At 52.4% G+C, this 12,879-nt stretch carries 17 protein-coding genes; 6 read left to right on the forward strand and 11 right to left on the reverse strand.

Annotated features, from left to right (window positions below; translation table 11 throughout):
* Nucleotides 1–6: 6 nt before the first annotated feature.
* Nucleotides 7–276 carry an oxidative damage protection protein gene (locus tag FDX03_RS14030; protein WP_003027126.1) on the reverse strand — a complete coding sequence of 90 codons (270 nt, stop codon included), beginning with the start codon at nucleotides 274–276 and terminating at the stop codon, nucleotides 7–9.
* A gap of 27 nt (nucleotides 277–303) precedes the next feature.
* On the reverse strand, nucleotides 304–1,356 hold the full coding sequence (gene mutY / locus FDX03_RS14035; protein WP_116360767.1) for an A/G-specific adenine glycosylase: 1,053 nt from the start codon (nucleotides 1,354–1,356) through the stop codon (nucleotides 304–306).
* A gap of 160 nt (nucleotides 1,357–1,516) precedes the next feature.
* Between mutY and trmB the strand changes: the two genes are divergently transcribed.
* The 5 genes from trmB (at nucleotide 1,517) to FDX03_RS14060 (ending at nucleotide 5,703) form a co-directional block, all read left to right on the forward strand.
* A complete protein-coding gene (gene trmB / locus FDX03_RS14040) occupies nucleotides 1,517–2,236 on the forward strand; it encodes a tRNA (guanosine(46)-N7)-methyltransferase TrmB (protein WP_003027117.1) in 720 nt (239 codons plus the stop codon).
* The gene (locus FDX03_RS14045) at nucleotides 2,236–2,562 is read left to right on the forward strand and encodes a YggL family protein (RefSeq protein ID WP_003027115.1); all 327 of its coding nucleotides are present in this window, start codon (nucleotides 2,236–2,238) and stop codon (nucleotides 2,560–2,562) included. The genes trmB and FDX03_RS14045 overlap by 1 nt, the downstream gene beginning before the upstream one ends.
* A gap of 49 nt (nucleotides 2,563–2,611) precedes the next feature.
* Nucleotides 2,612–3,331: a DUF2884 domain-containing protein gene (locus tag FDX03_RS14050; RefSeq protein WP_115601484.1), complete on the forward strand. Its 720-nt coding sequence runs from the start codon at nucleotides 2,612–2,614 to the stop codon at nucleotides 3,329–3,331.
* A 188-nt stretch (nucleotides 3,332–3,519) separates the two neighbouring features.
* Nucleotides 3,520–4,566 (forward strand): L-asparaginase 2, encoded by a 1,047-nt coding sequence (ansB, locus tag FDX03_RS14055; RefSeq protein ID WP_115601485.1) that lies wholly within the window; start codon nucleotides 3,520–3,522, stop codon nucleotides 4,564–4,566.
* A 129-nt stretch (nucleotides 4,567–4,695) separates the two neighbouring features.
* Nucleotides 4,696–5,703 carry a DUF1202 family protein gene (locus FDX03_RS14060; protein WP_115642888.1) on the forward strand — a complete coding sequence of 336 codons (1,008 nt, stop codon included), beginning with the start codon at nucleotides 4,696–4,698 and terminating at the stop codon, nucleotides 5,701–5,703.
* Between the two features lie 35 nt (nucleotides 5,704–5,738).
* On the opposite strand, the gene hemW is transcribed toward FDX03_RS14060, so the two are convergent.
* The 5 genes from hemW to FDX03_RS14085 are packed head-to-tail and all read right to left on the reverse strand — an operon-like array spanning nucleotide 5,739 to nucleotide 9,045.
* Nucleotides 5,739–6,875: a radical SAM family heme chaperone HemW gene (gene hemW / locus FDX03_RS14065; protein ID WP_137346085.1), complete on the reverse strand. Its 1,137-nt coding sequence runs from the start codon at nucleotides 6,873–6,875 to the stop codon at nucleotides 5,739–5,741.
* Complete coding sequence (locus FDX03_RS14070) at nucleotides 6,868–7,461, reverse strand: XTP/dITP diphosphatase (RefSeq protein ID WP_115642890.1); 594 nt, start codon at nucleotides 7,459–7,461, stop codon at nucleotides 6,868–6,870. Before FDX03_RS14070 ends, hemW begins: the two co-directional genes overlap by 8 nt.
* 7 nt (nucleotides 7,462–7,468) lie before the next feature.
* On the reverse strand, nucleotides 7,469–7,759 hold the full coding sequence (gene yggU, locus FDX03_RS14075) for a DUF167 family protein YggU (RefSeq protein ID WP_005123286.1): 291 nt from the start codon (nucleotides 7,757–7,759) through the stop codon (nucleotides 7,469–7,471).
* Nucleotides 7,756–8,322: a YggT family protein gene (locus FDX03_RS14080; RefSeq protein ID WP_137346086.1), complete on the reverse strand. Its 567-nt coding sequence runs from the start codon at nucleotides 8,320–8,322 to the stop codon at nucleotides 7,756–7,758. The genes yggU and FDX03_RS14080 overlap by 4 nt, the downstream gene beginning before the upstream one ends.
* An 18-nt stretch (nucleotides 8,323–8,340) precedes the next feature.
* Nucleotides 8,341–9,045, reverse strand: coding sequence for a YggS family pyridoxal phosphate-dependent enzyme (locus tag FDX03_RS14085; RefSeq protein WP_048213195.1), 705 nt, complete (start codon nucleotides 9,043–9,045; stop codon nucleotides 8,341–8,343).
* A gap of 17 nt (nucleotides 9,046–9,062) precedes the next feature.
* On the opposite strand from FDX03_RS14085, the gene FDX03_RS14090 reads away from it, so the two are divergent.
* Nucleotides 9,063–10,043, forward strand: coding sequence for a type IV pilus twitching motility protein PilT (locus FDX03_RS14090; protein WP_137346087.1), 981 nt, complete (start codon nucleotides 9,063–9,065; stop codon nucleotides 10,041–10,043).
* On the opposite strand, the gene ruvX is transcribed toward FDX03_RS14090, so the two are convergent.
* From ruvX to rsmE, 4 genes are all read right to left on the reverse strand, one after another.
* Complete coding sequence (ruvX, locus tag FDX03_RS14095) at nucleotides 10,040–10,456, reverse strand: Holliday junction resolvase RuvX (protein WP_006686843.1); 417 nt, start codon at nucleotides 10,454–10,456, stop codon at nucleotides 10,040–10,042. The genes FDX03_RS14090 and ruvX overlap by 4 nt on opposite strands.
* Nucleotides 10,456–11,019, reverse strand: coding sequence for a YqgE/AlgH family protein (locus tag FDX03_RS14100; protein ID WP_003027086.1), 564 nt, complete (start codon nucleotides 11,017–11,019; stop codon nucleotides 10,456–10,458). The genes ruvX and FDX03_RS14100 overlap by 1 nt, the downstream gene beginning before the upstream one ends.
* Nucleotides 11,020–11,130: 111 nt before the next feature.
* On the reverse strand, nucleotides 11,131–12,078 hold the full coding sequence (gene gshB / locus FDX03_RS14105; protein ID WP_003027083.1) for a glutathione synthase: 948 nt from the start codon (nucleotides 12,076–12,078) through the stop codon (nucleotides 11,131–11,133).
* 12 nt (nucleotides 12,079–12,090) lie between these two features.
* Complete coding sequence (gene rsmE, locus FDX03_RS14110) at nucleotides 12,091–12,822, reverse strand: 16S rRNA (uracil(1498)-N(3))-methyltransferase (RefSeq protein ID WP_137346088.1); 732 nt, start codon at nucleotides 12,820–12,822, stop codon at nucleotides 12,091–12,093.
* Nucleotides 12,823–12,879: the final 57 nt, after the last annotated feature.

Genomic DNA, 12,879 nt, shown 5'->3' on the forward strand with positions numbered 1-12,879 from the left:
CGGTTCTTAAGACTCTGGTGTATAGCCTTCAATATGCACATCTTTGCCTTCAAACAGGAAGTTAATCATCTCCTGTTCCAGTAACTTACGATGCTCAACGTTCATCATATTGAGCTTCTTCTCGTTAATCAGCATGGTTTGCTTGTGCTGCCATTGCGCCCATGCTTCTTTAGAAATCTCGTTATAGATGCGTTTCCCCAGATCGCCCGGGTACAGCTGAAAGTCCTGGCCTTCGGCTTCGCGTTGCAGGAAAGTGCAAAAAATCGTTCTGCTCATAAAAAATCCTCTCTATCGACCGGTACGTTAAACGTGTGTGCCGGCACGTAATTGCTGTAACAAACGCTCCACGGGAGCCGCCAGTCCGACCGACGGCGGTTGCGCTAAGTTATACCAGAGCGCGTTGCCTTCATCCATGCATGAGCCAAATGAAGACACAGGAAGCCACATAGGCACAATGTCTAAGTGGAAATGGCTAAAGGTATGGCGAAACGCATTAAGTTGGGTCAGATTATCTGCGTTAATTTGCCGTTGCGCCAGCCAGTTGCGCAGTCCGTTTTCATCGTCAAACTGCGGAAAACAGTATAAACCCCCCCATAAGCCGCTGGGCGGTCGCTGCGCGAGCAACACTTCGTCATCATGCTGCATCAGTAAAAAATAGCCCGTCCGTTCCGGCAGCGTTTGCTTGGGTTTTTTACCAGGGTACAGCGCCCAGCTTGCATTGGCGCTGGCCACACAGCCATTATCCAACGGACACAGCGAACATTTAGGTTTTGAGCGCGTACAGACCATGGCGCCTAAATCCATCATCGCCTGATTAAAACGCTCAACGCCATGGGCAGGCGTAACCTGCTCGCTCAGGTCCCACAGCTTCTTTTCGACCTCTTTTTTACCCGGCCAGCCGCTTACAGCATAACAGCGAGCCAGCACGCGTTTGACGTTACCGTCGAGAATCGGAAAATGCTGACCCAGAGAGAGGGAAAGGATCGCGCCTGCGGTTGAGCGACCGACGCCTGGCAGAGCAGCCACCTCATCAAAGGTTTGCGGGAATGTGCCGCCATGCATCGTCACAACCTGCTGCGCGGCTTTATGCAGATTACGCGCTCGGGCGTAATAACCCAGCCCGGTCCACAAATGCAGAACCTCATCCAGCGGCGCATGGGCTAAATCCGTTACCGTTGGGAAGCGCGCCATAAAGCGCTCAAAATAAGGGATAACGGTCGCAACCTGAGTTTGTTGCAGCATTACCTCAGAGAGCCATACTTTGTAAGGCGTCTTGTCAATTTGCCAGGGCAGCGTTTTCCGCCCGTATTTGTCGTACCAGCTCAACACCTGAGCCGAGAATTGAGACGCTTGCATGATTACCGTTTCATTATTGCCGGGGGCAAGATTGCAGCACAGCGGCAACGGGGTGTAAACCGGAACTTTCCGCTGCTCACTTTCTTCCTTTACTTGCATCCGGCAACTAACTTTGGATAATGCCCGTTTTCAGAACTCAAACACAGCAGACTAAACTTTTATGAAGAACGACGTCATTTCACCGGAATTTGATGAAAACGGCCGCCCTCTGCGCCGGATTCGTAGTTTTGTTCGTCGCCAGGGGCGACTGACGAAAGGGCAGGAACACGCGCTGGAAAACTACTGGCCGGTGATGGGCGTTGAGTTCAGCGAAGAGCCTGTAAATTTCGCAGAACTGTTTGGTCGTGATGCGCCAGTCACCCTTGAGATCGGTTTTGGTATGGGAGCTTCGCTGGTCGCAATGGCGAAAGCGCGTCCTGAGCAAAATTTCCTCGGTATTGAGGTTCACTCACCGGGCGTTGGTGCGTGTCTGGCTTCAGCCCATGAAGAGGGCGTCGAGAACCTGCGCGTCATGTGCCATGATGCCGTTGAAGTCCTGCATAAAATGATTCCTGACAATTCTTTATCCATGGTTCAGTTGTTTTTCCCTGACCCGTGGCATAAAGCACGTCATAATAAACGCCGTATCGTTCAGGTACCGTTTGCTGAGCATATCTTAAGTAAGCTGAAGCTGGGCGGCGTATTCCACATGGCAACCGACTGGGAAGCTTATGCGGAACATATGCTGGAAGTGATGTCCTCCATTGACGGGTATAAAAACCAGTCCGAGAGTAACGATTATGTACCGCGCCCACAATCGCGCCCGGTAACCAAATTTGAACAACGTGGTCATCGTCTTGGCCACGGCGTATGGGACTTAATGTTCGAGAGGGTGAAATAATGGCAAAGAACCGTAGCCGTCGTCTGCGTAAAAAGATGCACATCGAAGAATTCCAGGAGGTAGGATTTTCGGTTGCATGGCGTTTCCCGGAAGGTACATCTGGAGAGCAGGTCGATCAAATCGTTGATGACTTTATCAATGAAGTTATCGAACCGAACAAGCTGGCTTTTGACGGCAGCGGCTATCTGGCCTGGGAAGGTCTGATCTGTCTGCAGGAAATCGGCAAATGCACCGAAGAACACCAGGCAATCGTGCGTAAGTGGCTGGAAGAGCACAAACTCGAAGAAGTGCGTACCAGCGAACTTTTCGATATTTGGTGGGACTAAGTAGCACAGGGTCGGCAAATGCCGGCCCGATTTGTCTTGAGGGAAAGATATGATGCGCAAAACGCTGCTGGCGGCAGTCCTAACGTTCACGGCGATGGCCGCACATGCAGATTACCAGTGCAGCGTCACCCCACGTGACGATGTTATTTTGAGCCCGCAAACGGTGCAGGTGAAAGGCGAAAACGGCGACCTGGTGATTACCCAGGCCGGTGATGTCACCTTCAACGGTAAACAGTACACCCTGAATGCTGCACAGCGTGAGCAGGCCAAAGATTATCAGGCGGCATTGCGAAGCAGTCTGCCATGGATTGATGAGGGAGCCCGAGCGCGCGTTGAGAAAGGTCGCGTAGCGCTGGATAAAATCATCGCCAAAGAAGTAGGTGAAAGCAGCAACATGCGCGGCCGCTTAACCAAGCTCGATGCGCAATTGAAAGAGCAGATGAACCGTATCATCGAGCATCGAACTGATGGCCTGACCTTCCATTATAAGGCGATTGATCAAGTCCGCGCGGACGGACAACAGCTGGTTAATCAGGCGATGGGCGGTATTTTGCAGGACAGCATCAACGAAATGGGTGCCAAAGCCGTACTCAAAGGCGGTGGTAATCCGTTGCAGGGCGTGCTCGGGAGTCTCGGTGGCTTGCAAACCTCAATTCAAAACGAATGGAAGAATCAGGAACAAGACTTCCAGCAGTTTGGCAAAGATGTTTGTGCCCGCGTCGTGACGCTGGAAAACGATCGTAAAACGCTGGTTAGCACTCTGAAATAATCTTCACCTCTGTTTAACGGCGCAGAAACATTCTGCGCCGTTTTATTTTGTATATTTCTGTTTTTTTGATATCCATCTCTAAGAATGACAATTTGATGGAGATATAAATCTGGTTAATTGGATCTCGTCACATTATTCATCTGTGAGATAGACATAATGCTGCAAATTCAAGTAACTGGAGAAATAACATGGAGTTTTTCAAGAGAACGGCACTTGCCGCACTGGTTATGGGTTTCAGCGGCGCGGCGCTTGCACTGCCAAATATCACTATTTTAGCGACCGGCGGGACGATTGCTGGTGGCGGTGATTCCGCGACAAAATCTAACTACACGGCAGGCAAGGTTGGCGTAGAAAATCTGGTTGAGGCCGTACCTCAGTTGAAAGATATCGCCGTGGTTAAAGGTGAGCAGGTAGTGAACATCGGCTCCCAGGATATGAATGACGACGTCTGGTTAACGCTGGCGAAAAAGATTAATACCGAGTGTGATAAAACCGATGGCTTCGTGGTAACGCATGGTACGGATACCATGGAGGAAACCGCCTATTTCCTCGATCTGACCGTCAAATGCAACAAGCCGGTGGTGCTGGTAGGCGCGATGCGTCCATCTACCGGTATGAGCGCTGATGGCCCGTTCAACCTGTATAACGCCGTGGTAACCGCCGCAGATAAAGCCTCTGCCAACCGCGGTGTGCTGGTGGTTATGAACGACACCGTTATGGATGGTCGCGACGTGACCAAAACCAATACCACTGACGTTGCTACCTTCAAATCCGTTAACTACGGCCCGTTGGGTTACATTCATAACGGTAAAATCGACTACCAGCGTACGCCTGCGCGTAAGCACACTACATCCACGCCGTTCGATGTTTCTAAGCTGACCGAGCTGCCGAAAGTCGGGATTGTTTACAACTATGCTAACGCCTCCGATCTGCCGGCAAAAGCGCTGGTAGATGCGGGTTACGCAGGGATCGTTAGTGCGGGTGTAGGTAACGGTAACCTGTATAAAACCATTTTCGATACGCTGGCAACTGCCGCGCATAAAGGAACCGTTGTCGTACGTTCATCCCGTGTACCGACTGGTGCCACCACCCAGGATGCTGAAGTTGATGATGCGAAATATGGCTTTGTGGCTTCTGGCTCGCTGAACCCGCAAAAAGCCCGCGTGCTGCTGCAGCTGGCGCTGACCGAAACCAAAGATCCTAAGCAGATTCAGGAAATGTTTAATCAGTATTAATCACTCCGGCCCCGGTCATCCGACTGGGGCGTTTTCTCAAAAACTCCTGAATATGCGTAACGATTAATTTGCTAATCATTTTTGTGGTTATGATGATTGCCGATCGTTATTTTGCACAGGAGAATTACCGTGTTTCGACAATGGATTGCTGGAGCCACGCTGTTTGCGCTGGTTTCAGGTTATAGCTGGGCGGAGGTGGTTCAGCCCACTGATCAAGTTTTAAAAGAGCAATTTAGCAAGCAATATCATGACATCCTTAAACTGAATTCCGTCACCTTAAAAAATCTCGACTCGACAGGTAATCAGGCGACGTGGTCTGCCCAGGGCGATGTGTCCTCGAGAGATGATTTGTACGCTTTAGTTGGACTGGCCGGGGATTATAAATTTTTTGAAAGAACCTGGACGAAAGATCGTCCGGTTAAGTTTTCTGCCATGCTGACCAGTAAAGGCACACTTGACTCTGGCTGGACAGTCAATTATTTCTCCATGCAAATGGCGGCCAGTGATACAGGGCGGGTGGTTGATGATATTAAAACTAACGACAAATATCTGGTGGTGAACGGGGATGATTTTAACTTCCGTTTCAGTCAAATAGATGCCGAGTGTGAGGCGCAGAGAAAATCCATTGCGAGCACTGAAAGTGAAGTAAAAGCCTTGGATCCACAGATCGCCGCGGCGAAGAAAAAAGCCGACGCATACTGGGGCAAGGGGGCTGATGGCAAAGTAATGACCCGGGAAGAAGCGTTCAAACATATGTACAAAGAACGCGATGACTTTATTAAAAATAACGATAGTGAAGCGTTCGCGGCGAAATATGAAAAAGAGGTTTATCAACCTGCGTTGGCGGCGTGTCGCAAAGAAGGGGATAAGTGTTACGAAACTCCGATCATCCAGAAAAAAGATTTCGATATAAGCGAACAGCGCCGACAGGTATTTTTGAAGTCGCAAGAGCTTAGCCGCAAAGCGCAAAATGACTGGATTAAGTTTGAAAAAGGGCAGTATCCGTTGAATATCGCTATGTATAAACTGCAAACCCAGCAAACGAACCTGCGGATTAAAATCGCCGATATTAATGAAGTCTGCGATCGTTGGGACAAGGAAACCAATGACCTGCGCCGCAAAGGTGTTATCAGATAATTATGTCAATGATGCGCCCGCGGGCGCATCAAACATTACTCCGCCAGAAACAGCTCCAGCAGCGAATTCAAAAACAGCTTACCATGTTGGGTAATCTGCCAGTATTCATCGCATTCACTCAGGTAGCCCTGGGAAATAGCCTCATCGATCTGTCGACGAATAACGTCCTCGGTAAGCCCGGTATATTGTGTGAACTCCGCGCGAGGCGCGGCCTCAAGCAACCGGAAACGGTTCATAAAGAACTCGAACGGCTTATCGGCTTCGGCGACATCACGCTGGCTTTCGAGATAGCGCCCTTGCATGTAGCCACGCGGATGCCGCGTTTTGGTGGTACGCAGAATGCGCCCGTCCGGGAACGTAATTTTGCCATGCGCGCCGCAGCCAATACCGAGATAGTCGCCAAAACGCCAGTAATTAAGGTTGTGCTGACACTGATAGCCTGGCTTCGCATAGGCTGAGGTTTCGTACTGTTGATACCCGGCGGCGGTCAGCAACTGGTGGCCTTGCTCAAAAATATCCCACAGCGCGTCGTCGTCCGGTAATACCGGTGGTCGGGACCCGAACAGTGTGTTGGGTTCGATGGTCAACTGATACCAGGAAAGATGCGATGGGTTGAGCGCGATGGCCTGCTGTAAATCGCCCAGCGCCTCTTCCAGCGTCTGATCCGGCAAACCATGCATCAGGTCGAGGTTAAAGCTGCGTAGCCCCAGATCGCTCGCCAGGTGTGCTGCTCGTTTGGCTTCTTCCGGCCCGTGAATACGTCCCAGACGCTCGAGTTTGGCGGAGCTAAAGCTCTGTACGCCAATCGAGATACGGTTGACGCCAGCGCGTTGATAATCAACAAAGCGATCGGCTTCCACCGTCCCGGGATTCGCCTCCATCGTGATTTCTGCATCTGCGGCCAGATTCAGCCGTGCGCGCACGCCGTCGAGCAGCGTTTGCATTGCCGGGCCAGAAAGCAGGCTCGGCGTACCACCACCGATAAAAATCGTCTTTACTTCACGTCCCTGAGCGTGTGCAACCTCAGAATCAAGATCGCTCAGCAGGTGCTGAACATAGTCGTCATGAGGAACCTCGCCCTTAAGTGCATGCGAGTTAAAGTCGCAGTACGGGCATTTCTGCACGCACCACGGGATGTGAATATAAAGACTTAGCGGCGGAAGGTTAACCATTACGCAGGGCATCCAGCAGCAGCTTCAGTGCCTGTCCGCGGTGGGAAATCGCACTTTTTTCTTCGCGGGTCAGCTCAGCAGCTGTTTTTCCTTCGGACGGCACAAAAAAGATTGGGTCGTAACCAAAACCACCGTTTCCGGCCGGTTCACGGGTAATCACGCCCGGCCAGCTTCCGTGGCACACTAAAGGCGTGGGATCGTCCGCATGGCGCATATACACCAGCACGCAGTGGAATTGCGCCTGACGCTGGTCATCCGGGACATCCCGCAGGGTGTACAGCAGTTTTTCCAGGTTCTGTTGGTCGGTCGCATCTTCGCCGGAATAGCGGGCTGAATAGATACCCGGCGCGCCGCCAAGGGCATTAACCGCCAGGCCGGAGTCATCAGCAATGGCTGGCAAACCCGTAATTTGCGCGGCATGACGCGCCTTCAGAATGGCGTTCTCAATAAACGTCAGCCCGGTCTCTTCTGCAGAATCAACACCCAGATCCGTTTGGGCAACAACATCAAGACCGAAATCACTCAGAAGAGAGGCGAGTTCACGCACTTTACCGGCATTGCCGGTCGCGAGGACAACTTTTTGCATGGGATACCTAATCAGTTAGCGCCGCAATTTCGGGCGGGATCTGTTGCGGATGAATAATTTTAACCTGTTTATGGCGGCCAAGCTCGCCCTTCTCAATAACGACCTGGCTTTTCGCTACGCGGAACTGTTTGCCGAGAAACTTCACCAGATGGCTGTTGGCTTGTCCATCAACCGGCGGGGCGGTAATGGCGACTTTTAGCTCGTCGCCATGTAAACCCACAATACTGTCACGGCTGGCTTTCGGCTGAATGTAGAGCCGTAAAACCAGACCGTCATCGCAGGGTGTTACGGCACTCATAGTGCCATCCACAGCCCCGGCAGCAGCATGTTGCCTGTCGCCTGTAACACTTCCGCGATCCCCATGTTAATGACATAGAGCAGCAGAACCAGGATCATCGGCGAGAAATCGATCCCTCCCATTCCCGGAAGAATACGACGAATAGGACGCAGCAGCGGATCCGCCAGTTGGATCAGCACGTACTCCACCGGGCTGCGGCCCTGGCTGACCCAGCTCATAATCGCCATCACCAGCAGTACCCAGAAAATCAGCAGTCCGATGGTTTTCAGGACAATCAGCACGGCGGCGATCCAGATGATCGGCTGGAACGTCACCACCTTAAACAGCACGATGGCTTTGATAAAGCTGAGAACGAGCGCGACTAATGCTGATGCGCTGTCGATCGGTCCCATCGGGGGGATAATGCGGCGTAACGGCCCAATAATAGGTTGGGTGATTTTCACAATAAACAGTGAGAACGGGTTGTAAAAATCGCAGCGAGACCACTGCATCCACACACGCAATAGCAGCGCCATGGTATACAGCTCAATTACCGTTGAGAGCAGGAAGGTCAACGTATTCATGGTGTTCCTTAGTTTTCCTTATTTTTTAGTGTAATCACGAGCACCAAAAATGGCAGTGCCTATGCGCACCATCGTGCTACCCGCCGCGATAGCGGCATCCATATCATCAGACATCCCCAGCGAGAGCGTATCGATATTTGGGTAGCGTGTTTTCAACCCGGCAAATGCTACAGCCATTTGCTGTGCAACTTCAAACTGCCTTACATAATCTGACTCAGGCGCGGGAATTGCCATCAAACCACGCAGGGTAATGCGCGGCAGCGCAGCGACTTCAGCGGCCAGGGCATCAAGCTCTGCCAGCGGAATCCCTGACTTACTGTTCTCATCGCTGATATTTATCTGGATCAACACATTCAGCGGCGGCAGGTCTGCCGGGCGCTGTTCGCTCAGACGGGCAGCGATGCGCAGACGATCAATCGTATGGCACCAGTCAAAATGTTCTGCGACCAGACGACTTTTGTTGGACTGCAGCGGGCCGATAAAGTGCCACTGCAGATCGTTGACGCCTTTTTCCTGAAAGTAGCGGATTTTATCCACCCCTTCCTGGACATAGTTTTCACCGAAGGCTCGCTGCCCTGCGGTAATGGCTTCTTCGATGGCGCTCGCAGGTTTGGTTTTGCTGACTGCAAGCAACGTAACTTCTTCTGAAGACCGCCCGCAACGCGTCGCGGCGGCTGAGATTTTGTCCCGGACATGTGCCAGGTTATGCGCGATATCGTTCATTTTCCGAGGATGTTCATATGAATATGGAAGAAATAGTGGCCCTTAGTGTAAAGCATAACGTGTCGGATCTACACCTGTGCAATGCATGGCCTGCGCGTTGGCGCAGGCGTGGAAAAATCGAAAACGCGCCATTTACCACGCCTGACGTAGAGAATCTGCTGATGTGCTGGCTCAGTGAGCAACAACAGGTACAGTGGCGGGAGCAAGGGCAGGTTGATTTTGCCGTTACCCTGACGGACTCCCGGCGCCTGCGCGCCAGCGCATTTGCCCATCAGCAAGGAACGTCACTGGCGCTAAGACTGCTACCGCTGGATTGTCCTCATTTAGACGATCTCCAGACTCCCGCGGTCATACCTGAACTGCTGCGCAGTGAAAATGGGTTAATTCTGGTGACAGGCGCCACCGGCAGCGGTAAATCTACGACCCTGGCGGCGATGGTGGAGTATCTTAATCAGCATATTGAGGGACACATTCTGACGCTGGAAGATCCTATTGAATACCGCTACGCCAGCCAGCGTTGTCTCATTCAACAGCGGGAGGTGGGCGTACACTGCGCCTCTTTCGCCGCCGGTTTGCGCGGTGCGCTACGCGAAGATCCCGATGTTATTTTGCTGGGCGAGCTGCGCGACGTGGAAACCATTCGGCTGGCATTAACGGCGGCGGAGACCGGACATCTGGTGCTGGCAACGCTACACACGCGTGGGGCTGCACAATCCATTGCGCGGCTGGTGGATTCCTTTGCTGCATCAGAGAAAGATCCGGTGCGTAACCAACTGGCAGACAGCCTGCGGGCGGTTCTTTCGCAAAAACTGGAGGAGGATAAGCAGGGAGGACGCGTGGCGCTATTCGAACTGCTCGTCAACACGCCCGCCGTGGGCAATTTGATCCGCGAAGGGAAAACGCATCAGCTACCCGGCGTGATTCAAACCGGGCAGCAGACAGGTATGCAGACGTTTGCACAAAGTTTGCAGCAGCGACTGGCGCAGGGGCGGCTTTAATAGCCCTGCTCGAAATAGCTTTCCAGGATAATAACGGCAGAAGCGGAGTCCACTTTGCCTTTATTCAACGCCCGGTAACCGCCTTGCTCAAACAGGCCTGAGCGGGCTTCGACGGTGCTCAAACGTTCATCGTGCAGCGTTACGGTTACGCCAAAGCGACCATGAATGCGGTTAGCGAATTTACGTGCGCGCGCGGTAAGGGGCTGTTCGGTGCCATCCATGTTGAGCGGCAGGCCGACAATGATTTCATCCGGTTGCCACTCTTTCAGCAGGCGTTCAATCAAATTCCAGTCTGGCGTACCGTCCTGTGCTTTGATGGCGGGCAATGGCCTGGCCGTACCGGTAATGCGCTGACCCACGGCGACGCCGATACTTTTCGTACCAAAATCAAAAGAGAGTAATGTTCCGCTCATCATGCGTGTCCCGCCACGCCGGGCATGGTCTGAATATCTATCCCGATAAGCTTCGCCGCATCGCGCCAGCGGTCGGCAATCGGCGTTTTGAATAAGATGTTGAGATCTGCGGGGGCCGTGAGCCAGGCGTTATCCAGTAGCTCTTGCTCCAGTTGACCTTTTTCCCATGATGAATAACCCAGTGCAACCAGCACTTCGGACGGTTGTTCTTGTGTGCCCAGGGTTTCTAATACATCGCGGGAGGTTGTGATGATGGTGTTATCAGAAATGCGAATACTGGACGCAAAGCGCGACGGTGGGGTATGAAGTATAAATCCACGGTCTTCTGCCAGCGGGCCGCCGAGCATCACGGGCTTATCCAGACGAATGGCCGGATCGCGTTCTTCTGGGGTAATCTTCAGCTTTTCCAGAATCCCTTCAATTTGTAAGTTTTCCAGAGGCTTATTAACGATAATCCCCATTGCTCCGTTCTCATTATGCTCACAGATGTACACCACGGAACGGCGGAAAATTGGATCCTGGAGAGCAGGCATGGCAATTAGAAAGTGATGCTGTAAATTCATTGTCAGAGGTTCTGTTTCCTGGTTCAAAAAAGCAACAGCGCCCAGTATGCGTACAAACAGGAGCGCTGTCACTATTAGTATTGGTAGGGTCCCTTCTACCGGCGAGTTCTTTTATTTTTGCAGGCGCGCTTCAATGGCGTCCATTAGCATACCGGTAATAGAGACCGGGAACTCCGCTTCAATTTCACGAATACAGGTTGGGCTGGTGACGTTAATTTCCGTCAGACGATCGCCAATGATGTCCAGACCAACAAAAATCAAACCTTTCGCTTTCAGCGTCGGCCCAATGCGACGGGCAATTTCCCAGTCACTGTCGGTTAATGGACGCGGCTCGCCACGGCCACCTGCGGCCAGGTTGCCACGGGTTTCACCGCCCTGCGGAATACGCGCCAGGCAGTACGGAACGGGTTCGCCATCAACCACCAGCACGCGTTTATCGCCATCTTTAATGGCCGGCAGATAGTTCTGCGCCATGCAGTAGCGGGTACCGTGCTCTGTCAGCGTTTCCGCAATAACGCCAAGGTTCGGATCGCCTTCCTTCACGCGGAAAATAGAGGCTCCGCCCATGCCGTCCAGCGGTTTGAGAATGATGTCGCTGTGTTTTTGCCAGAAGGCTTTCAACTGCGCTTTGTTACGCGTGACCAGCGTTTCCGGCGTCAGATCGGCAAACCATGCGGTGAACAACTTCTCGTTGCAGTCGCGCAGGCTCTGCGGTTTGTTGACGATCAGCGTTCCTTTTTCTTCTGCACGTTCCAGAATATAGGTTGCATAAATGAACTCGGTATCAAACGGCGGATCCTTACGCATCAGAATAACGTCCAGGTCTGCCAGCGGGAGATCCTGCTCGCTCTTGAACTCATACCATTTGTCGTAGTTCTGCTCTACGCTCAGGGTACGCGTATGGGCGCGGGCTTCACCGTTGATCAGATAAAGATCGGCCATCTCCATATAATGAATTTCGTAACCGCGGCGTTGCGCTTCCAGCAGCATAGCGAAGCTGGAATCTTTCTTGATGTTGATGCTTGCGATGGGATCCATCACGATGCCGAGCTTGATCATTGTTTTTCTCCGTTAGCCCAGATCGCCAAAACGCACCTGTAGCGCGGTAATGGCGGTGAGCGCAGTTGTCTCAGTACGCAGAACGCGAGGTCCTAACAGAATATCAGTAAACTGATACCGTGCGGTCATGGCAATTTCATCTGCCGATAGCCCACCTTCCGGGCCAATCAGCAAGCGGATGCGCTCCACCGGGAGCGGCAGCGTGTTGATGCTGGCGCTGGCGCGAGGATGCAGATTGAGTTTCAGACCTTCGTCCTGTTCTGCGCACCATGCTTCCAGATCCATTGCCGGGCGAATTTCAGGCACCCGGTTACGACCGCACTGTTCGCAGGCGGCAATGGCGATTTTCTGCCACTGCTGGAGCTTCTTGTTCAGGCGTTCATTGTCCAGTTTAACGCCGCAGCGCTCAGAAAAAAGTGGCGTAATGAGGCTTACACCTAGTTCAATCGATTTCTGGATAGTAAATTCCATTTTTTCACCGCGCGACATTACCTGGCCCAGGTGGATATGCAACGGTGATTCCCGATCGTCGAGTTCAGCGTTAAGCACCTTCACGTCCACGCTTTTCTTACTGGCGTGGGTAATTTCGGCGTCGAATACCTGATTGCTGCCATCAAACAGCTGTAGCGGCTGGCCTGGCCCCATACGTAGTACGCGGCCGATATGGTTGGCAGCATCTTCACACAGTGAAATTTGGCTACCGGAGGTGATTGGCTCAGGGTGATAAATGCGGGGAATGCGCATAGTTAAACATCCGCGTCATGGCCCTGAGCTATTAAAGGCCAGGGCATGGTTAAAAAT

This window comes from Citrobacter sp. wls827, from assembly GCF_005280875.1.
Taxonomy (GTDB): Bacteria; Pseudomonadota; Gammaproteobacteria; order Enterobacterales; family Enterobacteriaceae; genus Citrobacter; species Citrobacter youngae.